The sequence below is a fragment of the Campylobacter ornithocola genome (assembly GCF_013201605.1).
In the GTDB taxonomy this organism is placed as follows: Bacteria; Campylobacterota; Campylobacteria; order Campylobacterales; family Campylobacteraceae; genus Campylobacter_D; species Campylobacter_D ornithocola.
Map to the genome: position 1 here is coordinate 368,492 of NZ_CP053848.1, position 22,812 is coordinate 391,303.

A 22,812-nucleotide genomic window follows, 5' to 3' on the forward strand; every position below is an offset into this window, starting at 1 on the left:
ATATAATATTCCAAATTTGTATTTATTCTCAAGGATGGTTTATGAAAAAAATTATAAGTTTGGTTAGTTTGGCTAGTATTTTATTTGCTTTTGATGCTAGTAAAATAGAAATCACTCCAACCTTTAGCTATACAACACCAGAAGGAAATTTAGATCTTAAAAATTACGGTGGAGTAGGTTTAAGATTTGGTTATCATTATGATGATTTATGGATAGATCAAACTGAACTTGGCTTAGAGTATTATGATAATGCAAAATATAATAATCCAAACAATAATGCACATACAGACACTAGTGTTTCAAGATTTTATGTAAATGCTATTAAAGGAATTGATTTAGCAAATCATGTATATTTATATGGCTTGTTAGGAACAGGTTATGAGTATTTAAGTCATGGAGCTTATGAAAATAAAAGTGGCATGTTTGCTCAATATGGTGCAGGTTTTAAATTTGCACTTGGCGAAGACTTAGCTTTAAGACTTGAAGCAAGAGATCAAATTAAATTCAATAACGGTGAGCATAATCTGATTTCTAGCGTTGGCTTGAGTTTTTATTTTGGTAATAAAGCTCTAAAAACTCCTCAAACAACAACTAGACAAATCGAAGAAAAACCACAAGTAAAACAAATTGATAAATCATGTCCGGAGCCAAGAAAAGGTGCTTTGCTTGATCATATAGGTTGCGAAAAAACAATTGCTCTTGAGGGGTATTTTGGTTTTGATCAAATCAGTATAAATCCTGAATTTGCACAAAAAATTCAAGAAGTAGGTAAGGTTTTAGAGGAAAATCCTCAATATTATACTATCTTAGAAGGTCACACAGATAGTACAGGCTCTAAAGCTTATAATCAAAAATTATCATTAGAACGTGCTAAGGCAGTTGCAAAAGAGCTTGAAAAAACAGGTGTTGTTAAGGAAAAAATCGTAACTAAAGGTTATGGTTTCGAAAAGCCAAAAGCAAGCAATGAAACCAAAGAAGGTCGTGCACAAAATAGACGCGTGGAAGCAAAATTTTTCATTAAAGAGTAAGCTTTGTTAAAAAAGACAATTTTATTTGACTTAGATGGCACTTTGATAGACTCTACAAGTGCCATTTTAGATGGATTTGATGCTGCTTTTAAAGCTTTTGGTGAGCCTTTAAGAGATCATGAAGCCATTAAAGCTTTAATAGGTTTTCCTTTAGATATAGCTTTTGAAAAACTTGGCGTGGCAAAAGAAAAAACAAGTGAGTATATTAATGCTTATAGAAGTGTATATCAAAAAATCTATATAGAGCAAACTTCTTTGCTTTCTTTGGCAAAAGAAAGTGTATATGAGGCTAGTTTGTTTGCTGATTTAGCTGTTGTAACAACTAAAAGTTCTAAATTTTCCAAACCTTTACTTGATCATTTAGGTATAGGAGAGTATTTTAAAGTTATCATAGGTAGAGATGATGTAACTTACCCAAAACCAAATGCTGAGCCTATTTTATTAGCTTTAGAAAAATTATCTAAAAGCAAAGAAAATGCATTTATGATAGGAGATACTCATTTAGATATCCAAGCAGCTTGTAATGCAGGTATTGCACCTATAGCAGTAAGTAGTGGTTATGAAAGTAAAGAAAATTTGACTAAATTTGAAATACCACTTTTTGAAAATACTTATGAAGCTGTAAAATATATAAAAAATATCCGATAATTTCACATTCAAACCCTATACATATAAATAATAAAAAATTTTTATCATTGTTTAAGACAATTAAAGATAAAGTAGCTATTGATTTTAAGTAATTATTTTAATTATAAGGATAATTAAATGAGTAAAATAATGAAAACAATGGATGGTAACGAAGCAGCAGCTTATGCTGCCTATGCATTTACAGAGGTTGCTGGAATTTATCCTATTACCCCAAGCTCTCCTATGGCTGATTATACTGATATATGGGCTTCTCAAGGTAAAAAAAATCTTTTTGGAGTACCGGTTAAAGTTGTGGAAATGCAAAGTGAAGCAGGAGCTGCTGGAACAGTCCATGGATCTTTGCAAGCAGGTGCTTTAACTACTACCTATACTGCTTCTCAAGGGCTTTTGTTAAAAATACCAAATATGTATAAAATTGCAGGTCAACTTTTACCTGGGGTAATTCATGTAGCAGCTAGAGCTTTAGCTTCTCAAGCACTTTCTATTTTTGGCGATCATCAAGATGTTTATGCAGCAAGACAAACAGGTTTTGCTATGCTTTGTTCACATTCTGTACAAGAAAGCATGGATTTAGCAGGTGTTGCACACTTAGCAGCTATCAAAGGTAGAGTACCTTTTATGCATTTCTTTGATGGTTTTAGAACTAGCCATGAAATTCAAAAAATTGAAGTAATGGATTATGCACATTTTGATCGTTTGCTTGATCGTGAAGCATTATTGGAATTTAGGAATTCCTGTCTAAATCCAGAAAATCCAAAAACAAGAGGTACAGCTCAAAATGATGATATATATTTTCAAACAAGAGAATTGGCAAATAAATACTATGAAGCTATTCCTGATATTGTTAATGAATATATGCAAGAAATTTCAAAAATTACAGGAAGAGAATATAAACCTTTTGTGTATTATGGAGATAAGAATGCAACACGCATTGTGGTTGCGATGGGTTCAGTAACCGAAGCTTTAAAAGAGGTTGTGGATTATCTAAATAGTAAAGGCGAAAAAGTAGGGGTTTTAAAAGTTCATTTATATAGACCATTTAGTTTAAAATATTTATTTAATGTAATGCCTCAAAGTGTTGAAAAAATAGCTGTTTTAGATAGGACTAAAGAACCAGGAAGTTTAGGTGAGCCACTTTATTTAGACTTAAAAAGTGCTTATTATGGAAAAGAAAAAGCACCTTTAATTGTTGGTGGTAGATATGGACTTTCTTCAAAAGATGTGGATCCTGCTCAGTTAATAGCAGTTTTTGAAAATCTAAATCAAGCAAATCCAAAAGATGGTTTTACCATAGGAATTAATGATGATGTTACCTTTACTTCATTGCCTGTGGGAGAAAAAATTTCTTTAGGTGATGAGAGTACTATAGAGTGTTTATTCTATGGACTTGGTGCTGATGGTACTGTAGGGGCGAATAAAAACTCTATTAAAATTATAGGGGATAAAACAGACTTTTATGCGCAAGCTTATTTTGCTTATGATTCTAAAAAATCAGGTGGTTATACAAGAAGTCATTTAAGATTTTCTAAAAAACCTATCACTTCAACTTATTTAGTTTCTACACCACATTTTGTAGCGTGTTCAGTGGCTGCGTATTTAGAAATTTATGATGTTTTAGCAGGTATTAGAAAAGGCGGAACTTTCCTTTTAAATAGTATTTGGAGTGCACAAGAAACTATTAAAAAAATTCCTAATGCAGTTAAGAGAGTTTTAGCGCAAAAAGAAATTAATTTTTATATCATTAATGCCACAAAACTTGCTAGAGAAATAGGACTAGGTAGTAGAACAAATACAATCATGCAATCAGCATTTTTCAAACTTGCTAATATCATTCCTTTCGAAGATGCACAAAAATACATGAAAGAATTAGCTTACAAATCATATAGTAAAAAAGGTGATGCTATAGTTGAGATGAATTATAAAGCTATTGATGTGGGTGCAGATGGGCTTGTAAAAGTTGATATTGATCCTTCTTGGGCAAATTTAGCTGATGAAGTAAAAGAAGAAACTATAGCTTATAAAGGTACTGAATTTGTGGAAAAAATTGCAAAACCTATGAATGCAGCTAAAGGCGATGATTTGCCAGTTTCAGCATTTTTGGGCTATGAAGATGGTAGTTTTGAGCATGGTACTACTGAATATGAAAAAAGAGGCGTCGGTGTTATGGTGCCAAGATGGATAGAAACTAATTGTATCCAATGTAATCAATGTGCTTCAGTATGTCCACATGCGGTTATTAGACCTTTTTTGATTGATGAAGAAGAATTAGATAAAGCTCCAGCTGGTGTGAAAGAACACAGCTTAAACGCAAAAGGGGTGAAAGATCAAAAATTAAACTTTAAAATTCAAGTTTCACCACTTGATTGTACAGGTTGTGAGCTTTGTGTGCATGAGTGTCCTACTAAAGAAAAATCTTTAGTAATGGTACCACTAGGTGAAGAGCTTGATCATGGTGAACAAGAAAATGCGGATTATTTATTCAAAAAAGTAAGCTACAAAGATAATATCTTAAATAGAGAAAATGCTAAGGGTATCCAATTTGCTCAGCCTTTATTTGAATTCCATGGAGCATGCCCAGGGTGCGGAGAAACTCCTTATATTACATTAATTACTAGATTATTCGGTGAAAGAATGATCATTGCTAATGCAACAGGTTGTAGTTCTATTTATGGTGGTTCAGCTCCTTCAACTCCATATAGAAAAAGCAATAAAAATGGTCATGGACCTGCTTGGGGTAATTCTTTATTTGAAGATAATGCCGAATTTGGTCTTGGTATGAAAATAGCAACTGAAACAACAAGACATAAAATAGAGCAAATTATGAATGAAAGTATGCAAGAAGTTCCTAATGCACTTTCAGCTTTATATAAAGAATGGATTGCAAATAAAGAAGATTCTAAAACTTCTTTAGAATTAAGAGATAAGTTAGTGCCATTGTTAGAAGAAAATAAACAAATTAAAGCTGTAAATGATATTTTAGAACTTAAAAGCTATTTGAGCAAAAAATCACATTGGATTTTTGGTGGTGATGGTTGGGCTTATGATATAGGTTATGGTGGGCTTGATCATGTTTTAGCAAGTGGTGAAAATGTAAATATTTTAGTTCTTGATACTGAAGTTTATTCAAATACTGGAGGTCAAAGTTCAAAATCTTCAAGAACAGGCTCAGTAGCTCAGTTTGCTGCAGCAGGTAAGCCAGTGCAGAAAAAAGATTTAGGCCAAATTGCTATGACTTATGGTTATATTTTTGTTGCTCAAGTAAATTCTAATGCAAACTATGCACAGCTATTAAAAGCGGTGATGGCAGCAGAAGCTTATGATGGGCCTTCTTTAATTATTGCTTATTCTCCTTGTATAGCTCATGGTATTAAAGGTGGACTTGGAAATTCAGGAAATCAAGCAGAACTTGCCACAAAATGCGGATATTGGCCAACTTATATTTATGATCCACGTTTAGAAGCTGAAGGTAAAAATCCTTTAACAATTTCCTCCAAAGAGCCTGACTGGGATTTATATGAAAGCTTTTTAATGAATGAGGTGCGTTATAGCTCACTTAAAAAATCAAATCCTGAACAAGCGAAAGAACTGTTTGAAAAAAACAAAGCAGAAGCGCAACGTCGCTATAGACAGCTTAAGCGTTTATCAAGTGCTGATTTTAGTAATGAAAATTAAAATTTGCTTCGACTTTTACTTGTAAGTTTATGGGTACTTAGTGTTTTTGGTGCTAAGTATCCATTTTTGAATCAAAGCTGTAATGATGATATTGATTTTGCTTTGATCCAGGATCCTTTTTTTCAAAAAACTACAAATATAAAATCTGATTTTTCTTTGCAAGCTATCATTTCTGATAAAGTTAAAATTAATGATAAATGGTATGCTTTAAATGATAATATTGAAGGTTTTAAAATTGTTGAGATTAAAAATTCTCAAGTTATATTGATAAAGGAAGAAAAAGTTATGGTTTTAAATTTGTATGAAAAAAATAATATTTTTATTCGTTAGTTTTTTAGCTTTTACAAATGTTTTTGCCTCGCAGTGCCATCAGCGCTTTTTTGATATAAGTGTAGAAAACAAAACTTCTTTGATTGAAATTTTAAATGAGCTTGGTAGAGAATGTGGTTTTAGTATAATTATAAAAGATGCTCTTGCTAGGGAAAAATTAAATCATACGCAAAATTATTTACATATAAGAAAAATGTCTTTAAGGGAAATTTTTAAACTTTTGTTAATGGAAAATAATCTTGCTTTTGAATATGATAAAAATATTTTAAAAATTTATGGAAGACAAGTTAAAACTTTTAAAATTCATTATATAAGCTCTATCAGGGAAGGACAAAGTATTACTAAAGCTTCGGTAGATTCAAGACCTAAACAAGGAGATTATGATAATACCAAAGAAGCAGATAATTTAGTTATTAGTACAGATAAATTTGACTTTTGGGAAAAAATTTCAGAAGAAATTCAAGCTTTACTTGATGAAAATACGACTAAACCTATTATCAATACCAATGCAGGAATTATTACTTTAAATGCTACTTTGTATGAGCTTACAAGAGTTGAAAAATATTTAAAAGATTTAAATAAAAGACTTAAAAAACAAGTTTTAATTGATGTAAGTATAGTTGCAGTGCATTTAAATAAAAGTCATTCAAGTGGGATTAATTGGCAAGAGCTTGCTTTGAAGCTTAATGGAGATGATAATGATTTTATAATCAATAAAGGCGGTGTTAGAAATATCAATCTGAAAGCTAATATTGAAACTAAGGCTATTTTAAATTTACTGCAAGAAAATGGCAAAACGACTGTACTTTCTAATCCAAAGCTAATGGCACTTAATAATCAACAAGCTATCATTTCTATAGGTGATACGATTAATTATCAAGTAAAAGAAAGCTCTAAAGGCACCGAAAATGGTACGACCATTAGTGAAACTTATAACAATTATTCTATTTTTGTAGGAATTTTGCTTAATATTTTACCAGAAATTTCAGATGATCATAAAATTATGCTTAGAATTAATCCGAGTTTGAGTGATTTTAAATATAGCGTTGATAATCATAGGCAAAATAAGCCAAGAAATATAGCACCTGATACCATACAAAAAAAGCTTTCTACTGTAGTTGAAGTTGATGATGGGCAGACTTTAATTTTAGGTGGATTGATTAGTAAAAATACGATTAGCAATCACAGCGAAGTAAGTGCTTTATCTAAAATACCACTTTTTGGTGCCTTGTTTCAAGGAAAGCAAAATTTAGAAGATATTAGTGAAATAGTTTTTATAATTAAACCAAGTTTAATAAGAGCTGATAAAAAAGTATTAAGTTTGAAAGAATTAGGTTTTAAACATGAAAATGATATGTTTTAATTTGCTAGTTTGTTTGTCTTTTTTAAATGCTATTGATATTCAAAACGATGGTTTTGAACAAAGTGTGTTTTATGAAAAATTTATTAATCAACCAAACTATGAAAATGCTTTAAATTTAGCCAAATATTTTTACCAAAATAAAGACTATCAAAAAGCAATTTTTTGGGCTGTTGAGGCAAATGAGTTTGAATTGTTGGAAAAAGAAGCATGGCTTATTTTTATCAATGCTAAGTTAAAACTTGGAAAACATGAAGAAGCTTCAAGGGCTAAAGAAGAATACGAAAAACTTTTAGGAATTTATTTTGAATGATATGAAAGAGATGAAAATTTTAGATGAGTTTTCTTTAAAAGAATTAGCTTCTCAGCATAAAATAGAAATTTTAGACTCCAATCAGACTCTTGATATAGAAAAATATCTCCATGTTTTACCTTTTTCTTTAGTGGATCAATATGATATTTTTTGCTTATATGAGGATGATGAAAATATCCATATAGCTTCTTCTGAATTTTTAAAAGAAGGTATTATAGAAAAAATACAAAATTTATATCGTTTAAAAACTGTCAAGATTTTTCTTTGTGATTTTATGCAATTTAAATTTTTATTAGAAAGAGTTAAATTTTTAATTAGATTTCAAGACTATCTTAATAGATTAGATCTTAGTTTAAAGAGCAATGAGAATAAAGATGAATTTTTATTAGAGCAATTTTTGAATTTAATTTTAACTTATGCTTGTTTTTTAAGAGCAAGTGATATACATTTGGAGCCTTTGGAGGATAAAGTTTTAATAAGATTTAGAATAGATGGAGATTTAAAATATATGCATAGTCTTGATATAAGTTCCTATCAAGCTTTATTAATGCATATAAAAATTATTACCCTACTCAATGTAGCCGAACAAAGACAAGCTCAAGATGGAAGTTTTTCTAAAATTATTTTAGAGCAAAAATATGATTTTAGAGTCTCCATTATACCTTTGTTATTTGGACAAAGCGTAGTGCTTAGGATTTTAAAGCAAGATGAGCATGTTTTAAAACTTGATAAGCTTTTTATCGCAGAAGAAAATCTTGCTCAATTAAAAACATATATGAATGCACCTTATGGTTTAATTTTATTTTGTGGACCAACAGGAAGTGGTAAAAGTACCTTTATGCATGCTATTTTAAACGAACTTGATCAAAATAAAAAAGTTATTACTTTAGAAGATCCTATAGAGTATAAGCTTAAGTATGCTCAGCAAATTCTTTTAAATCCTAAAGCTGATTTTAATTTTCATAAAGCATTAAGGGCAGTTTTAAGACAAGATCCTGATGTGATTATGGTAGGTGAGATTAGAGATGATGAGAGTTTGGATATAGTTTTAAAAGCCTCTTTGAGTGGACACTTGGTTTTAAGTACTTTACACACTAATAACACTATAGAAGCTATTTTTAGGATGAAACATATGGGTGCAAAAGAATATTTAATAGCCTATTCGCTTAATTTAATTATAGCACAACGCTTGGTAAGAAAGCTATGTGAATGCAAAGAGCCTAGTGAGGAAAAATTTCATTTTCAAGGTCAGGTTTTTGAAGGAAAATTTTATAAAGCAAAGGGATGTGTTAAATGCATGTATAGTGGATACAAGGGACGTTTAATGGTGGCTGAATTTTTATTTTTAGATCAAAATTTAAAAAGTATGATAGAAAATAATGCAAATTATGAAAATATTTTAACATATGCTTTAAAAAAAGGCTTTTTAACTTTAAGTATGGATGCTTTAGAAAAGGTAAAACTCGGTTTAATAAGTATAGATGAATTAAGAAAGGTTGGTTTTTGAAAAAATTTATAATTTTTTATATCTTAAATCAAGATCAAAAACAATGTATAGTTGAAGCTAGGAATTTGTATGAAGCTAGAAGTTTTGCGTTAAAATCATTTACTAATATTATTAGTATTGAAGAGTATTTTGAGCCAATAAGGCATAAAATTAAAGAAGAAGAACTTATTTTTATCCTTAAAGATTTAAGTATGATTTTAAAAGCAGGATTAAGTTTACAGGAGGCCATTTTAGAGTTTGCAAGATCAAGCCATGAAAAACAAAATATAAAAATTTTTAATACAATTTACAATAAACTTAACAATGGAAGTTCTTATAGTGAAGCTTTTAAAGATATTTTAAATTCTAGAGAATGTGCTATTTTAAAAATTTGTGATGGCAAAGAAGAGCTATATAGAGCTTTTGATATTATTATTAATCTAAAAGAAAAAAATCTTCATAGTATTAAACAATTTAAAAAAGCTATGGCTTATCCACTTTTTGTATTTACATGTATCATTTTGGCTTTTTTTGTATTAATGATTTTAGTTTTACCTGAATTTAAAACTTTATTTTTGCAACTCGAATTAGAATTACCAAAAATCACTCAAATTCTTTTTTCTATAGGAGATTTTTTTGGTCATTTTTATATGATTGTTCTATTAAGCATAGGATTTTTGTTAATACTTGTCTACTCTTTTAAGAGATCTTTGTTTTTTTATAAAGTTCTTTTTTACTCTCCTGTTTTTGGAAAAATAATATTTTATCAAGATAAATTTTGTTTTTTCTTGATTTTTTCGTATTTATTAAAAGCAGGAGTAGATATAAAAAGAGCTTTTGAATTAGCTTGCGAAGGTATAGAAAATCAATTTTTTAAAGATAAAATATATACTGTAAAAATTTCAATGGAGTCAGGTCTTAATCTAGCTCAAGCTTTTTTAAAAATAAGACTTTTTGAGCCTTTTGTAATAAGAATGTTAAATTTAGCTTTGAAAAGTTCTAAGTTAGATGAGTGTACTTACGAACTAGCTTTATTTTATGAGCATAAAAAAGAAAATTATACCCAAAAACTTTTTGCTATTCTAGAACCTTTAATGACAATTTTTATGGCAGGCTTGATTTTAATCTTAGCTTTGGGCGTATTTTTGCCTATGTGGCAAATTAGCCAAGGAATTTAAGTAAGATAGTCATAAGCAACCTTAGCTATAGTTAAAGCAACCATAGTCAAAAAGAGTTTTTTAATGAAGGTTCCTTGCGTTTTTAAAACTAGTTTTGAGCCTATAAAAGCTCCTAAAATTTGACCTATACCCATTAAAATACCAACTTTCCAAAGTACTTCATAAGAGTATAAAAATACTCCTAAAGCTACTATATTACTAGTAAAATTTAAAATTTTGGTATTAATACTAGCATTTTTCATGTTAAAACCAAGAAATATCACACAAGCAAAGATCCAAAATGATCCTGTACCAGGCCCTAAAAAACCATCATAAAAGCCAAGTAATAAACCAAAAATAATTTGAAAGCTTGTAGTGCTCATTTTAGCTTCACTATGCACATGTCCCAAGTTAGGTTTGAAAATAGTATATAGAAAGATTAAAACAAGACAAATTAATACAATGATTTTGACAGCGTTTTGATCTATAAGTAAAACCGAATAAGTTCCAATAGCTGCACCAATAGCGGTAAATAAAATTCCTAGTGCTATTTTTTCTATATGCATAGATTTCCTATAGGCTAAAACAGCAGTTAGTGAGCCAAATGTGCTTTGGAGTTTATTGGTAGCTAAAGCTAAATGAGGAGGAATTCCACAGGCAAATAAAGCGGGTATGGTGATAAGCCCACCACCACCCACAATCGCATCAACACAGCCTGCAAAAGCTGCAACAAAAAATAAAATCACATAATAAATTAATTCAAGCTCCATAAGCTTTCCTTGTTTTGTCCGATTCTATATAAAGCAAAATCATATTTTATAGGATCTTGTGGATCAAATTCTTTAAGACTTTGCGTAAGCTCTAAAACACTTTTAAAATCATAAATCTTACGCTTTAAAAGCTTAAGTTTTAATGAAACTTTGTGTGTATGAGTATCTAAAGGTATAAGTAAATCTTTTTTGTCGATATTTTTAAATATACCCAAATCAAGTTCATCTTTTCTTACCATCCACCTAAGATACATATTATATCTTTTTAGAGGACCTTTTGGAATTTTAAATTCTTTAGAAAAGAAAAACTCATAACCATAACTTTTATAAGGGTTTAGTTTATAGATTGTTTCTATAAAAGCTTTTATTGCTTGTGTGATATCTTGTTCTTTTTGATAAGCTTTAGTAAAAATATTTTCAATGCTATTTTCATTTTTTAAACGTTTTAGAGTAATAAAAATTTGAGTTATATCTTGGGAATTTTGGAAGCGGTATTTTATATTTTTACATTCTTTTTTAATACACTCATCGTTTTTTTCAAGTAAGGAAAAATCAAGTTTTTTTAAAAAATTTACGATATTTTTAGCATTCCCATAAGCAAATAAGGCACAAAGCAAAGCTATAGTTTCATCTTTATAAATACTTGCAATTTGCAAAGGATCAGGATGGGAAAAAAGCTCTTTTTGGGTATTTTTACTTAAAATAGCTTCATCTAAAAGAGCCTTAATTAGCATTATGATTTTAAACCAAGTAAAGTTTCTAGCATTTGATCAACAGTGGTTACGATTTTAGCCGCAGCACCATAACTTGCTTGATATTGTATGAGTGCTGCTAATTCTTCATTAGTGTTTACTCCACTTTTTGATTGATATTCTGCATAAGCTGTATTAAATACTGTCATGTTGGTTGCGTGTGCAAAACCATTACTTTCAGCATTTGAGGCGATTTGACCTGTAAATTTCCTATAATATCCATCTAAAGTCATAGTATCTACTGTACCATCTTTGTTGTAAAAATTTACTTTTTGAGTTTGAAGTTGTAGCATGGCATTAGCTACGTCGTTGTTTCCATCAACTCCATTTGAACTTGCTTTTAAACTATTTGGATCGTTTCTAATACTTGAATTTACATTGATATTGCTTGCATCTTGACCATTGAAAAACGAAGACACATTTAATGCACCTGGAAAATTTGTACCATTATCTTTAAAAGCTATTTTGTAACCCTTTTTTAGGCTATTAATTTGAAAATTTCCACTATCACTTTGTCCATCATAGTGATAAAAGGCTTGAAAATAATCATTCAAATCATTACCAGGTTTTCCATCTTTGTTATCATCAATATCTGCATTAATTTGCTTGATGACATCTTCTATAGTAGTATTAACATCTACCTTTATAGTTCTTGTGGCTACCGCATTACCTTCTTCATCATAAACTGTAATATCAAAACTTCCTGCTTGGATATTTTTATCATAACTCATTAAAGAAGTATCGGGTTTTAAGCCTTTTAAATCATCTGAATTTACTCTATCTGTAGCTGCTTGAGCATAAACATTGTTAGTTTGGGTGATAAGTGTTTTTGTAAAGGTATTTAGCATATCTTTGTATTCTTGTAGTATTCCATCGCTATAAGTATCATGATTGCCATCATAGTTTCTACCCCTAAGATCAAGTTGGGCTCCAAGCTGTCCGCCTGAAATTTTACTAGTTAAATCATAGCGATTTTCATCATTGACCTCATAATAAATTTGATAAAAACCATTAGGATTGTTATCATCTAGTTTTAAAGGGTGAAAACTAGAACCATTTACTATACTAAAACCTTGAATACTTAAGTCATAATATCTTCCAGAATCAGTCATAGTAGATTCTAAAGTGCTATCTTGTGTACTTTTACCTTTCCAAGCTACCGCATCTACTAATTTTGAAAGTCTAAGCTCAAGTTCATCTCTTTTATCTCTTAGCTGATTTGCATTATCAGTAGGTAAAACTTCTTCATTTTCAAGTTGTTTATTGATATTTGCAATTTCTTGACCAATATTATTAATCTCATCTACGGTTTGTCTAATTTGCTCATTGACAGTTTGTTGCATTTTATTAAGATCTTGTAGAGTTTTTTGTATATTTTGAGTTAGTGTATTTGCGCTTTCAACAAGATCTATTTTGCTTGCTCCATCGCTTGGATTAGATGCAAAGTTATTCCATGCATCATAGTAGTTTTTATAATCTTGCAAAATACCAGTTCCTTGCATATCAGGAAATCTTTGACTCGCTTCTTGTAAAATTTGCCCTAAATAATTTGTATAATTTTGTTGAGTAGTGGCATTTTTTAATTCATAGTAAGAATGCTCATCGTGTAATCTTTTGATAGTATCAATTTGCGTACCTGTTCCTAAATGCAAGCCTCCTCTATCAATAGACATTCCAGTTCCTTGCACCGCTCTTTGTCTAGTATAAAATACTGCATTTGCATTAGAGATATTATTACCTGTGGTGTTAATTTGAAGTTCGGCAGCTCTAATACCGCTAACTCCTGTATATAAACTATCAAAAATTCCCATGACTTAAACCTTTAAACATTGATTTTAAATAATGAATCTGGAATTGTTTTTTGATCTCCATAAGCATTATTTGTTCCATTTTGTTCAAACATTGTATTTAAAAGATTGTCGTAAAAATTTTTAATAATAAGAGCTAATTTGGCATATTCTTTATTTTTTTGATGTAGAGTATTTAATTTTTGCTTTAAAAGAGCAAGTTTTTCTTTGTCCTTATCATCTAAAAGCTCGTCTAAACCTTTATTGTTTCCTTGATTACTAAGTTCTACTAAAGCTTGATCAAGATTTTTTTTAGCAATTTGAAAATCACTTATGAGTTTTGTTTTTTCTTCAACACTTTTGCTTACATGTTTATGATTAGCAGCTTGGATTTGAGTTATATCTTCTAAAGTAAGATTGATGAGCTGTTCTAAAATAGAATTTGTTTCATCTAAATATTGTTTAACCATTTTTTTATCCTTTCTTAGGCTTTAACCCAAAAAAGGATAAAAATTATAATAAAGAATCTGCTATTGCTTTCGAAGTGGCTTGTAAATCTATTTTATACTCACCATTTTTTATTTGTGAAGCAATCAAAGATGCTTTACTTTCCTCTACTTTTTGAGTTTCTTTTGCCTTGTTGTTTTCTTTGTTTTCTGTTTTATTTAAATCACTAGTAGCAACTTGAGCTACATAACTTTGATGTATAGGATTTATCATTTTAAGCCTCCAGTTCTATTGAAAAACTCTAAGAACTATATCGACACTTAAAAAAATAACTTAACCCCTCTCTTTTAAATAATCAAATAATAATTTTGAAAAACCTAATCCTCCGCTTAATGCCTTACTCATGGTGTCATTATACATAGATGAATAAATTTCATCACTTGCATCTTTTCCAAATAAAGAATTTTCTTGTTTTAAAGAAATATCCAAAACACTTTTGATTAAAAAAGCTTCAAAGGCATCAGTTTGCTCTTTTAAAGCTTTGTCTTCATCATTTAATGCTTGTATATGAGTCAAATCATTTTTAAAAGCACTATCTGCATAGTTTTTAGCAGCCTTGTAGCTATTATTATGTTTGGTAATGTTTTCATAAAGCTCATTACTATAATTTTTACTTGCCAAATAATTATCCACTCTCATCATATTACCTCTAATTCAGCACTAATTGCACCAGCTCTTTTTAGATTTTGCATAATAGCTATAATATCATTTGGAGCTGCTCCAAGTTTATTTAGCATTCTAGCTATATTTGCTACTGTTGTTTTGCTGTTTGTAATTTTTAAAGTGTTAGACACAGGATCTAGAATACCACCATCTTTCATATCAATTTCATTTTGTCCTAAAGCCACGGTATTGTTTGGATCTATTTTTATGGTGATATCTTTATGGGTAATTAATATAGGTTCTACCTCTATATTTACTCCTGCAACTATAGTACCTGTTCTTTCATCAATAATTACTTTACTTTCTGGAGTATAAGCTATATCTTGCTCTAGTACTCTTGCCATAAATTCAACATGAGAAAATTCTTCCGGTTTTGTTAATTTTATAGTTCTAGAATCTAAAGCTTTTGCTATATCTGTATCAAAAATAGTATTTAAAACTCTTTCTATATTATTGGCTGTTTTAAAATCTGCTTCTTTTAGACTTAATATTAAATCTTCGCTTTGGCTAAAATTTTGAGGAATTTCTCTTTCAACTACTGCTCCATTGATAACATTTGCTGAGGTTGAGTGTGTTCCTGCAGCGCCTGGTCTTGGGCTAAGTCCGCCTATAGCCAAAGAACCTTGAGCTACTGCATAAATTTCACCATCAACTCCTTTTAAAGCTGTCATAAGCAAAGTTCCACCTTGTAAAGATTTAGCATCACCTAAAGAAGCCACGCTTACATCAAGTTTATCTCCGCTTCTTGCAAAAGCGGGAAGTTTTGCTGTTACCATTACTGCTGCCGTATTTTTTGATTTTATATCACCTGGGCTAATTTTTACATTCATACCTTGAAGCATATTTGAAATAGATTGTAGAGTAAATTCGCTACTTGTTCCATCTCCGCTTCCATTTAAACCAACAACCAAACCATATCCTATAAGTTGGTTATCTCTAACACCTACTACGTTGGTAAGTTCTTTGATGGTGGCTGCGAAAATACTTAGATTTAACGCTAAGCAAAATAATAATATTCTCATCGATTCTTCCTTTAATCCATGCTATTTCCATAAATTAAAGCAAAAAAAGTTCCAAGTTTATATAAAAGTGTAAAAACTTAGAGTGGTCGAGCCAAATTTTTTTTCTTTAATTTTTTTGTAACTTTGTATTTTAGCTGGAGTTTTAAAAGTACTGTGATGTTCTATGATAATGATTTTTACATTTGAATTTTGTATGTTTTCTACCAATTTTAAAGTTTTTTCATAAATATTAAAAAAACCTTCTCTAATATCAAATGGAGGATCAAGATATAAAATAATATCTTCTTTAGAATTTTGAATGATTTGAGGAGTTTTTATAAAAGTGTCATCGTTAAAACAAATGGTATTTTGATCAATACTAGAAGCATTTTTTAAAGCTATTTCATAAGCTTTTTTATCTTTTTCTATAGCATAGCTTTTTAAGCAACCATTACTTCTTGCTTCTAACGCCATCAAGGCACTTCCACCAAAAGCTTCTATAAAAACCTTATCTTGTAAAGAAAAACGTAAAACATTAAAAACGCATGATTTTACTATGCTTTTAGTGCTTCTTGTGGTGTCTAAGCTAGGAAGTAAAATTTTTTTACCTTTATAAACTCCGCTTTCTATTGTAGTATAAATTTTTTGACCCTGTTTTGTTGGTTTTATTTTCTTTACCTCTTTTTCTTTATGGTTTTTTAGAAATTCTTTAACACTTTGATATTCTTGTGTTTTATACATTATTATTTTCTTCTTTTATAAGGTTTTTTAACTCTGCTTTATAAAGATTAAATATTACATCAATTTTTTCATGACTTTCTTGGCGTAGTTGTTCTAAAATAGCTTCGCATTTTTGGTTCATGATCTTTTTCTCACGCATAGCAATTTTATAAGCAATATTTTGTAAACTTGCATTAAAATCACTTAAAGCACAAAGCAATTCCTCCATGCTAAAAGGAGGGGTTAAAAAATTTGATTTTTTATTGATAATAAATTGCGGTTTTTGCGTGTTAATTTTTTCATCGCAAACTAAAAAATCACAATCTTTTTTTAAAACCAAAAAGTCTTTTAAAGCAATCTCTAAAGTTTTTTCTAAAATTAAATCTTTGCATTCAAGAGCGATTTTCATTGATTAAACTCACTTTTAATTTATGTTTTTTTAAAGTGTATGGTACTATACCTAGTGCCAAATTTGCAAGTTCTGCAAAACTTAAAATATAAAAATCTTCAAAATTTCTATTTGAAATAGTTTGTAGTTCTTTAGAACATTTGTCAAACATATAAAAAGAATAAAAATTTTCAACTACCAAGAAATCACATCCACTATCATAAGCATCTAGTATGATAGCAGCTGCACTTTTATAGGCTAGTTCAGCGTTTAAATTTAAAAAATTATAACCACAACTTTTATATTTTCTTTCAAAATCTATTATATTTGCTTTTAATATTTTAGCAAGCTCTAAAGAACAGCTTGCATTGGAAAATCCTTGATAAACGCCTATATTAAATTGATCAAAAAAATATTGAATGTGTTGTTGTTTAAGATGGTCTAAAAAAACTTTTGGAGCATATTGGATATTTTCAACTTTACTCATAATTTCATAAGAGCTATATTCACATGCTGTGATATTATTTTCATTCATTATTCTTGAATATTCATTTAAGATTTCTTTTGGATCATAATCAATAATAAAATAATTTTTTCCTAAAGGCTTTTCACAAAGTATGCTTTCAATCCCGATTTTATCTAAAGCATTTTTGATAATATCAAAATAACAAAATAAATCATTATTGCTATTGGTATAAATTTTATACATTGTTTATTCCTTAAAAAATACTTCTTGCAAGGCCTGATTTTACAAGCATCATTTTTAATTCTTTAATGTAAGACTCATAATCAAGTTCATTAGATGAAATAAAATTTTTAAATTTAGTATGATAGTAAATTCCTTTTTCTTCATCAGCTACTAGTTTTAAAAATTGGGGGGTTTTTTCAGGATATTTAAGTAGCATTTTATAGGCAAATATAAAAAAACTATCTCCAAGATATTCAGGTAAAAATTCTCTAACTTCGCTTGTGTAATATAAAAAGTCATATTGTTTATAAAGTTCTATATCATGTATATCAATGAGTCCTTTAAAAAGCTCTAACTTCTCCAAAAAATCACTTTTGTCTATGATTAAATCTTTAGTTGCTCTTTTTGTATCAAGTGGCTCTATAGTAAGTTCTTTCCCAAATTTTGCAATGATGTTGTTTAAATCTCTTCTTTGTCTAAGAGCAACTTGATTAATTTTAACACAACTTTCTGGATTTTCTTCAAAATCAAAGTATATGTCATCTTTCTTTACTTGCGTTAAGATATCATAAATACTTTTAAAATTTTTACTATCATAAACATAAGGTTTATAGTAGGCTAAATAATCACTATTTTTATCAAAACGAAAGATTTTTAAAGTTATTTGCATAATCTAATCCTTGGTGTTATTTTTCATTATATACATTTTAAACTTATAAAAATTTGATTATTATATAAAATTAAAAGCTTTTTGTATAAAATACTCACATGGACAAAGAAAAATTTATTATCAATGCTTTTGCTAATTCTATCAATGGAGATGATGGAGCTATTGTTGATGGGTATTGTTATTCTAAAGATCTATTTTGCGAAGATGTACATTTTAAACGCTCTTGGATGAGTTTAGAACAAATTGGAGCAAAGGCTATGCTTATTAATATTTCTGATGCGATTGTTATGAACGCTACGCCAAAATACGCTCTTTTAGGACTTTCTTTACCAAAATGTTTAAATACAAAACAAGTCAGAGCTTTGCAAAAAGGCTTGCTAGATGGTGCAAGAGAATTTGGAGTGCAAATTATAGGTGGAGATACTATAGCGGATAATAAAATCAATATTAGTATAACTATTATTTCTAAAGTTAATAAAAAGGCTATTTTTAGAAAAGGTTTAAAAAAAGGAGATTTACTTGCTTTTAGTGGAAAATTAGGAGAGAGTTTAAAGGGTTTAAATATCTTGTTTCGTGGTGGAAAATTACATTCCAAGCATCGTTTTATAAAACCTAGTTTAAGACAAAAATTTTTTTATGATATAGCAAAAAAAGTTAGAGTGAGTATGGATATTTCAGATGGTTTAAATAAAGACTTATCAAGAATGCTGTTTCAAAACCAACTTAGTGTAAAATTTCTTAAAAAATTAGATAAATTTAGCTTAAATAGCGCAGAAGAATATGAAATTTTATTTGCTTTTGATAAGAAACATAAAGCATTTATACAAAATATAGCAAAAAAGCACAGAATTAAACTAAATATTTTTGCAAAAACAACAACAGGAAGGTATAAATTTTATGGAAGAGAACATCATTTTTAAACCCTTATACACTTTAAAGCATAGCCCAATAAATGTGTATTTTTCAAAAAATAGTAACGATTTTGTAGTGAGAGAAAAACCTTTATATGAATTTAGTGGCAAAGGTGAACATTTAATTTTACATATACAAAAAAAAGATCTTAGTACTAGCGAAGCTTTGAGAATTTTAAGTGAGCAAAGTGGTGTTAAAATGAAAGATTTTGGCTATAGTGGTTTAAAAGATAAACAAGGTCTAACTTTTCAATATATTTCTATGCCTAAAAAATTTGAAGAGAGTTTAAGAAATTTTAAACATGATAAGATGAAAATTTTAGGAAGTTTTTGTCATGATAATAAACTTAGAATAGGGCATTTAAAAGGAAATTCATTTTTTATAAGATTAAAAAAAGTTTCAAAAGTAGATGCTTTAAAAATAGAACAAGCTTTTAAAAATATCCAAGAACAAGGTTTTGCTAATTATTTTGGATACCAACGTTTTGGTAAATTTCAAGATAACTTTTCGCAAGGATTAGAAATTTTAAAAGGCAAAAAAATCAAAAATAAAAAAATGCAAGAATTTTTAATTTCTGCTTTTCAAAGTGAGCTTTTTAATAGATATTTGAGCAAAAGGGTGGAATTGTCACATTTTATTAATGATTTTAGTGAAAAAGAAATAAAGCAAATTTATGGTTTAGAAAAAGAAGAAATCAAAAGTTTAAAAAATCAAAAGCAGTTTTTTAAACTTTTAAAGGGTGAAGTTTTAGGACATTATCCTTTTGGTAAATGTTTTATATGTGAAGATTTATCAAGCGAAGTAGAAAGATTTAATCAAAAAGATATTAGTGCAATGGCTCTTTTAATAGGCTCTAAAGCTTATGAAGCAAACAAAGGTCTAGCTAAAAAATTAGAAGATGAGATTTTTTCTTTTGCATATGAGTTTAAAGATAAAATGCAAGGTTCAAGACGCTTTATGTGGTCTTATTTGCAAGATTGCAAAAGTCATTATGATGAAGAAAAAGCTCATTTTACTTTGGAATTTTTCTTGCAAAAAGGCTCGTATGCTACGGTAGTTTTAGAAGAAATTTTACATACAGATATCTTTGAGCAAACACATAATGTATAATTTATAAAATTGATATCGAGTATCAGTAAAAATTTATCTTTTATAAATTATAATAACAATTATCATTTTTATAAAAAGGAAAGCTCAATGTCAGTTTTGGTTATCGGTGCGGATGAAATTACTCCAATTAAGGCAGTTTTGACAAATTTAGGTGCAAAAAATATAGAGCATTGGGACGCTAGAAGTGAAAATAGGGTAAATAAAAAACCTATTCCTCAAAATACTGAATGTATAGTTATGCTTACTAGTTTTTTAAATCACAACACTATGAAAAAAATTAAAACAGAAGCAAAGAAACGTAACATCCCTTTAGTTTGTGCTAAACGCAGTGTGAGTTGTGTTTATTGTGAATATTGTAAGGTTTTTGGTCTTGATCAAACATATAAATGTACAAAAAAGGATTAATATGTTTGGTTTTAATAAAAAAGAAGATTTTGTACCTAAAATTTTTAAAAATTTAGAACAAAAAAACATTAATCACATTTTTTTAAATTTATACAATTGTTTAGTGGAAGATGAATTGAAAATACCCTATATCTATGCAAAACAAGCTAGTAATTTAAGAAATATTTTTGAGTTAAAAATTCAAAATATGAGCACAGAAAGATTTTTAAAATTTAGCAAAATAAAACAATTTTGTCCATATTCTCATAAAATTATCAAGGCATACAAAGAAGGAAAATTAAACAAAATGCAACTTGAAATCAAGACACCAAAATATGCTTTGGCTAAATTAATACAAAATACATTTTTATCTTCTAGCTTTACTTTGCCATTGCAAGTAGCTTTTGAGACTTTTGTGTATGATAAAATTTGTAAAAGCAATTCTAAAGCCAAAATAGATATTCAAAAAAATATCATTATCATAAATAAAAAAATGGCAGTTATGCCTTTATTTTACAAAGAAAATGAAAAAGACATAGAGCTAGCTTTACGCTTTATAAAAGAAAATACTTTTGAAAGATTTTATATTGTGTATCCAAGAAATGAAAATTTTACTCAACATAAAGAAATAAGATATTTTTTATATGAAAATAACAAAACTTTGCTAAAATTAGTTCCATATACTATTAATAATCAAATTTTAAGGAGATGTTAATGTCAATAGCAGTAATTTATGGTAGCTCTATGGGCAATACTGAAAGTGCAGCAAATATGATTGCTCAAAAATTAGGAATTTCAGATGTGCTAAATATCGCAGATATTGATGCAGAAAAAATCAACTCTTACGATAAATTAATTTGTGGTACTTCTACTTGGGGAAGTGGAGATTTTCAAGATGATTGGGATGGTTTTGATTTTTCTGCTTTAAATCTTAGTGGCAAAACTGTTGCTGTTTTTGGCATGGGAGATAGTGAAAGTTATTCAGATACTTATTGTAATGCCATGGGCAAACTTGCTCAAGGTTTAAAAGCAGCAGGTGCGAATTTGGTAGGTTCAGTTTCGACTGGTGGTTATACTTTTGAAGCAAGTGAGGCAGTTGAAGGTGATAAATTTGTAGGACTTGCGCTAGACAATGATAATTATGAAGACTTAACTGAAAGTAGAATTAACACTTGGCTAGAACAAATTAAACCTTCTTTTTCTTAATAATTATAGATGCCTTTTAGGCATCTATCTGTTTTTTAAAATTTTCTTTTTTTTGTTTCACTTAATATATTTTGTGCTAAAGAATCTACTTCATTAGCAATAGCGTTAGTTCGCATAGCTGTTTGAGAGTTTTGCTGCGTAAGTTTTTCTATAGTGGCAACTGATTCATTGATTTGACTAATATCACCTGCTTCTTCTTTGATAGAATCCCCCATATCGCTTATAGATTGAGCTAAGATATTAGTATTTGCTTCAATTTCACCTAAAGACTTTTGAGTTCTTTCTGCTAGATTTCTAACTTCATCAGCAACAACAGCAAAACCACGTCCATGTTCACCTGCACGTGCTGCTTCAATAGCAGCATTTAATGCAAGTAGATTTATTTGTTCGGCTATATCTGAAATTACTGTAGTTACGCTTTTGATATCATTACTTTGTTTTACTACATCTTGTGCTTTAATGGAGATTTCACTCATGGCCGAATTCATTTGTTCTAAGGCTCTTGCACTTTCTTGTAACGATGTGGTTTGATGAGTAGCATCATTTGTAAGTTCTTCCATACTTTGTTTAAGTGCTTCTGCCTTTTGATTGAGTAACTCACCTTGACTGAGTGATTGTAAGAGCATATTTTTAATTTCATCTCCAAGGGCGTTAATTGCTTTTTCAATATCACCTTTTGGATTATTGATTGAAACAGTAAAATCTAAATGTTTATAACTATCAAATACTGTTTGTATTTCATTTAGATTGCTACCTATTTTTCCTTGTAAAGTAATGAGCATTTTATTTAGAACATCTATAAGTTCTTGAATTTGAGGGTTATTGGCGTGTGAAGTAATGCGTAAATCAAGCTCCCCTGTTTCTATTTTTCTAGCAACATTTACAGATTCTTCAATAGCTTTTGTATCTTTACTCAGGGACTCTTTAATGATTTCGATATTTTCGTTAATTTCATCTGCCATTTTCCCAAATTCATCTTGAGTTTTAAGTTTAATAGGGTGAGAATGAGCATCTTTGTGGTTTAAATAGTTGAAAAAATTATGCAAACCTGATGAAATAATTGCAATAGGTTTGAGATTGTAAGAAATTATCATCCTAATAAAAATTAAAGTGATAAAAATAGCAATCAAAGAAATAATGATTTGCTCCATTAAGGTTTGTTTTGCTGTATTACTATAAAAATCATAATCAGCTATACTACAAATGGTGTATTTTGGATTAATACTTCCATTGCAAATTAATGCTTTAGTTCCTTCTTCT

25 protein-coding genes are annotated in these 22,812 nt (G+C 29.1%); 13 read left to right on the forward strand and 12 right to left on the reverse strand.

The window, feature by feature from the left end:
• Positions 1–41: 41 nt before the first annotated feature.
• The 8 genes from CORN_RS01970 (at position 42) to CORN_RS02005 (ending at position 10,015) form a co-directional block, all read left to right on the forward strand.
• The gene (locus tag CORN_RS01970) at positions 42–1,028 is read left to right on the forward strand and encodes an OmpA family protein (RefSeq protein ID WP_066007108.1); all 987 of its coding nucleotides are present in this window, start codon (positions 42–44) and stop codon (positions 1,026–1,028) included.
• Between the two features lie 3 nt (positions 1,029–1,031).
• Entirely contained in the window at positions 1,032–1,676 is a 645-nt protein-coding gene (locus tag CORN_RS01975) for an HAD family hydrolase (protein WP_066007106.1), read from the forward strand.
• A 117-nt stretch (positions 1,677–1,793) separates the two neighbouring features.
• Positions 1,794–5,348, forward strand: a complete 3,555-nt coding sequence (gene nifJ, locus CORN_RS01980) for a pyruvate:ferredoxin (flavodoxin) oxidoreductase (RefSeq protein ID WP_066007104.1) — start codon at positions 1,794–1,796, stop codon at positions 5,346–5,348.
• Positions 5,349–5,351: 3 nt separating this feature from the next.
• A complete protein-coding gene (locus CORN_RS01985) occupies positions 5,352–5,678 on the forward strand; it encodes a hypothetical protein (RefSeq protein WP_066007099.1) in 327 nt (108 codons plus the stop codon).
• On the forward strand, positions 5,650–7,041 hold the full coding sequence (gene mshL, locus CORN_RS01990; RefSeq protein WP_066007097.1) for a pilus (MSHA type) biogenesis protein MshL: 1,392 nt from the start codon (positions 5,650–5,652) through the stop codon (positions 7,039–7,041). Before CORN_RS01985 ends, mshL begins: the two co-directional genes overlap by 29 nt.
• Positions 7,022–7,351, forward strand: a complete 330-nt coding sequence (locus CORN_RS01995) for a CDC27 family protein (RefSeq protein WP_066007095.1) — start codon at positions 7,022–7,024, stop codon at positions 7,349–7,351. Before mshL ends, CORN_RS01995 begins: the two co-directional genes overlap by 20 nt.
• A 1-nt stretch (position 7,352) precedes the next feature.
• Positions 7,353–8,858, forward strand: coding sequence for a GspE/PulE family protein (locus CORN_RS02000; RefSeq protein ID WP_245162279.1), 1,506 nt, complete (start codon positions 7,353–7,355; stop codon positions 8,856–8,858).
• Entirely contained in the window at positions 8,855–10,015 is a 1,161-nt protein-coding gene (locus CORN_RS02005; protein ID WP_066007091.1) for a type II secretion system F family protein, read from the forward strand. Before CORN_RS02000 ends, CORN_RS02005 begins: the two co-directional genes overlap by 4 nt.
• On the opposite strand, the gene CORN_RS02010 is transcribed toward CORN_RS02005, so the two are convergent.
• Genes CORN_RS02010 through CORN_RS02060 form a run of 11 tightly spaced genes read right to left on the reverse strand, consistent with a single transcriptional unit; the run spans position 10,012 to position 17,940 of the window.
• Positions 10,012–10,764 carry a TSUP family transporter gene (locus tag CORN_RS02010; protein WP_066007089.1) on the reverse strand — a complete coding sequence of 251 codons (753 nt, stop codon included), beginning with the start codon at positions 10,762–10,764 and terminating at the stop codon, positions 10,012–10,014. The genes CORN_RS02005 and CORN_RS02010 overlap by 4 nt on opposite strands.
• On the reverse strand, positions 10,749–11,498 hold the full coding sequence (locus tag CORN_RS02015; protein ID WP_066007088.1) for a TIGR02757 family protein: 750 nt from the start codon (positions 11,496–11,498) through the stop codon (positions 10,749–10,751). The genes CORN_RS02010 and CORN_RS02015 overlap by 16 nt, the downstream gene beginning before the upstream one ends.
• Positions 11,498–13,327, reverse strand: a complete 1,830-nt coding sequence (flgK, locus tag CORN_RS02020) for a flagellar hook-associated protein FlgK (protein ID WP_066007087.1) — start codon at positions 13,325–13,327, stop codon at positions 11,498–11,500. The genes CORN_RS02015 and flgK overlap by 1 nt, the downstream gene beginning before the upstream one ends.
• 11 nt (positions 13,328–13,338) lie before the next feature.
• Positions 13,339–13,773, reverse strand: coding sequence for a flagellar export chaperone FlgN (gene flgN, locus CORN_RS02025; protein ID WP_066007086.1), 435 nt, complete (start codon positions 13,771–13,773; stop codon positions 13,339–13,341).
• Between the two features lie 43 nt (positions 13,774–13,816).
• Positions 13,817–14,023, reverse strand: a complete 207-nt coding sequence (locus tag CORN_RS02030) for a flagellar biosynthesis anti-sigma factor FlgM (protein ID WP_066007085.1) — start codon at positions 14,021–14,023, stop codon at positions 13,817–13,819.
• A 60-nt stretch (positions 14,024–14,083) separates the two neighbouring features.
• Positions 14,084–14,449 carry a rod-binding protein gene (locus CORN_RS02035; protein ID WP_066007083.1) on the reverse strand — a complete coding sequence of 122 codons (366 nt, stop codon included), beginning with the start codon at positions 14,447–14,449 and terminating at the stop codon, positions 14,084–14,086.
• A complete protein-coding gene (locus tag CORN_RS02040) occupies positions 14,449–15,495 on the reverse strand; it encodes a flagellar basal body P-ring protein FlgI (protein WP_066007082.1) in 1,047 nt (348 codons plus the stop codon). Before CORN_RS02040 ends, CORN_RS02035 begins: the two co-directional genes overlap by 1 nt.
• A gap of 57 nt (positions 15,496–15,552) precedes the next feature.
• A complete protein-coding gene (locus tag CORN_RS02045) occupies positions 15,553–16,215 on the reverse strand; it encodes an RsmD family RNA methyltransferase (protein WP_066007080.1) in 663 nt (220 codons plus the stop codon).
• Positions 16,208–16,603, reverse strand: coding sequence for an ornithine carbamoyltransferase (locus CORN_RS02050; protein ID WP_066007078.1), 396 nt, complete (start codon positions 16,601–16,603; stop codon positions 16,208–16,210). The genes CORN_RS02045 and CORN_RS02050 overlap by 8 nt, the downstream gene beginning before the upstream one ends.
• Positions 16,587–17,291: an HdrB C-terminal domain-containing protein gene (locus CORN_RS02055; RefSeq protein ID WP_066007076.1), complete on the reverse strand. Its 705-nt coding sequence runs from the start codon at positions 17,289–17,291 to the stop codon at positions 16,587–16,589. The genes CORN_RS02050 and CORN_RS02055 overlap by 17 nt, the downstream gene beginning before the upstream one ends.
• A 10-nt stretch (positions 17,292–17,301) precedes the next feature.
• A complete protein-coding gene (locus CORN_RS02060; RefSeq protein WP_066007074.1) occupies positions 17,302–17,940 on the reverse strand; it encodes a DUF5644 domain-containing protein in 639 nt (212 codons plus the stop codon).
• A 98-nt stretch (positions 17,941–18,038) separates the two neighbouring features.
• Here CORN_RS02060 and CORN_RS02065 point away from each other — a divergent pair, with 98 nt between their 5' ends.
• From CORN_RS02065 to fldA, 5 genes are all read left to right on the forward strand, one after another.
• Entirely contained in the window at positions 18,039–18,860 is an 822-nt protein-coding gene (locus CORN_RS02065; protein WP_066007072.1) for a thiamine-phosphate kinase, read from the forward strand.
• Entirely contained in the window at positions 18,829–19,962 is a 1,134-nt protein-coding gene (gene truD / locus CORN_RS02070; RefSeq protein WP_094750286.1) for a tRNA pseudouridine(13) synthase TruD, read from the forward strand. The genes CORN_RS02065 and truD overlap by 32 nt, the downstream gene beginning before the upstream one ends.
• 87 nt (positions 19,963–20,049) lie before the next feature.
• Positions 20,050–20,367 (forward strand): DUF2325 domain-containing protein, encoded by a 318-nt coding sequence (locus tag CORN_RS02075; RefSeq protein ID WP_066007070.1) that lies wholly within the window; start codon positions 20,050–20,052, stop codon positions 20,365–20,367.
• 1 nt (position 20,368) lies between these two features.
• A complete protein-coding gene (locus CORN_RS02080) occupies positions 20,369–21,061 on the forward strand; it encodes a hypothetical protein (RefSeq protein WP_066007066.1) in 693 nt (230 codons plus the stop codon).
• Entirely contained in the window at positions 21,061–21,552 is a 492-nt protein-coding gene (gene fldA / locus CORN_RS02085; protein WP_066007060.1) for a flavodoxin FldA, read from the forward strand. Before CORN_RS02080 ends, fldA begins: the two co-directional genes overlap by 1 nt.
• Positions 21,553–21,587: 35 nt before the next feature.
• On the opposite strand, the gene CORN_RS08605 is transcribed toward fldA, so the two are convergent.
• Positions 21,588–22,703, reverse strand: coding sequence for a methyl-accepting chemotaxis protein (locus CORN_RS08605; protein WP_425484003.1), 1,116 nt, complete (start codon positions 22,701–22,703; stop codon positions 21,588–21,590).
• Between the last annotated feature and the right edge of the window lie 109 nt (positions 22,704–22,812).

Excerpts from the sequence above, each read along its gene's own strand:
- CORN_RS01970 (WP_066007108.1), top strand. The coding sequence starts at position 42 with ATGAAAAAAATTATAAGTTTGGTTAGTTTGGCTAGTATTTTATTTGCT.
- nifJ (WP_066007104.1), top strand. The coding sequence starts at position 1,794 with ATGAGTAAAATAATGAAAACAATGGATGGTAACGAAGCAGCAGCTTAT.
- mshL (WP_066007097.1), top strand. The coding sequence starts at position 5,650 with ATGAAAAAAATAATATTTTTATTCGTTAGTTTTTTAGCTTTTACAAAT.
- CORN_RS01995 (WP_066007095.1), top strand. The coding sequence starts at position 7,022 with ATGAAAATGATATGTTTTAATTTGCTAGTTTGTTTGTCTTTTTTAAAT.
- CORN_RS02000 (WP_245162279.1), top strand. The coding sequence starts at position 7,353 with ATGAAAGAGATGAAAATTTTAGATGAGTTTTCTTTAAAAGAATTAGCT.
- CORN_RS02010 (WP_066007089.1), bottom strand. The coding sequence starts at position 10,764 with ATGGAGCTTGAATTAATTTATTATGTGATTTTATTTTTTGTTGCAGCT.
- CORN_RS02015 (WP_066007088.1), bottom strand. The coding sequence starts at position 11,498 with ATGCTAATTAAGGCTCTTTTAGATGAAGCTATTTTAAGTAAAAATACC.
- flgK (WP_066007087.1), bottom strand. The coding sequence starts at position 13,327 with ATGGGAATTTTTGATAGTTTATATACAGGAGTTAGCGGTATTAGAGCT.
- flgN (WP_066007086.1), bottom strand. The coding sequence starts at position 13,773 with ATGGTTAAACAATATTTAGATGAAACAAATTCTATTTTAGAACAGCTC.
- CORN_RS02030 (WP_066007085.1), bottom strand. The coding sequence starts at position 14,023 with ATGATAAATCCTATACATCAAAGTTATGTAGCTCAAGTTGCTACTAGT.
- CORN_RS02035 (WP_066007083.1), bottom strand. The coding sequence starts at position 14,449 with ATGAGAGTGGATAATTATTTGGCAAGTAAAAATTATAGTAATGAGCTT.
- CORN_RS02040 (WP_066007082.1), bottom strand. The coding sequence starts at position 15,495 with ATGAGAATATTATTATTTTGCTTAGCGTTAAATCTAAGTATTTTCGCA.
- CORN_RS02045 (WP_066007080.1), bottom strand. The coding sequence starts at position 16,215 with ATGTATAAAACACAAGAATATCAAAGTGTTAAAGAATTTCTAAAAAAC.
- CORN_RS02050 (WP_066007078.1), bottom strand. The coding sequence starts at position 16,603 with ATGAAAATCGCTCTTGAATGCAAAGATTTAATTTTAGAAAAAACTTTA.
- CORN_RS02055 (WP_066007076.1), bottom strand. The coding sequence starts at position 17,291 with ATGTATAAAATTTATACCAATAGCAATAATGATTTATTTTGTTATTTT.
- CORN_RS02060 (WP_066007074.1), bottom strand. The coding sequence starts at position 17,940 with ATGCAAATAACTTTAAAAATCTTTCGTTTTGATAAAAATAGTGATTAT.
- CORN_RS02065 (WP_066007072.1), top strand. The coding sequence starts at position 18,039 with ATGGACAAAGAAAAATTTATTATCAATGCTTTTGCTAATTCTATCAAT.
- CORN_RS02075 (WP_066007070.1), top strand. The coding sequence starts at position 20,050 with ATGTCAGTTTTGGTTATCGGTGCGGATGAAATTACTCCAATTAAGGCA.
- CORN_RS02080 (WP_066007066.1), top strand. The coding sequence starts at position 20,369 with ATGTTTGGTTTTAATAAAAAAGAAGATTTTGTACCTAAAATTTTTAAA.
- fldA (WP_066007060.1), top strand. The coding sequence starts at position 21,061 with ATGTCAATAGCAGTAATTTATGGTAGCTCTATGGGCAATACTGAAAGT.
- CORN_RS08605 (WP_425484003.1), bottom strand. The coding sequence starts at position 22,703 with ATGGAGCAAATCATTATTTCTTTGATTGCTATTTTTATCACTTTAATT.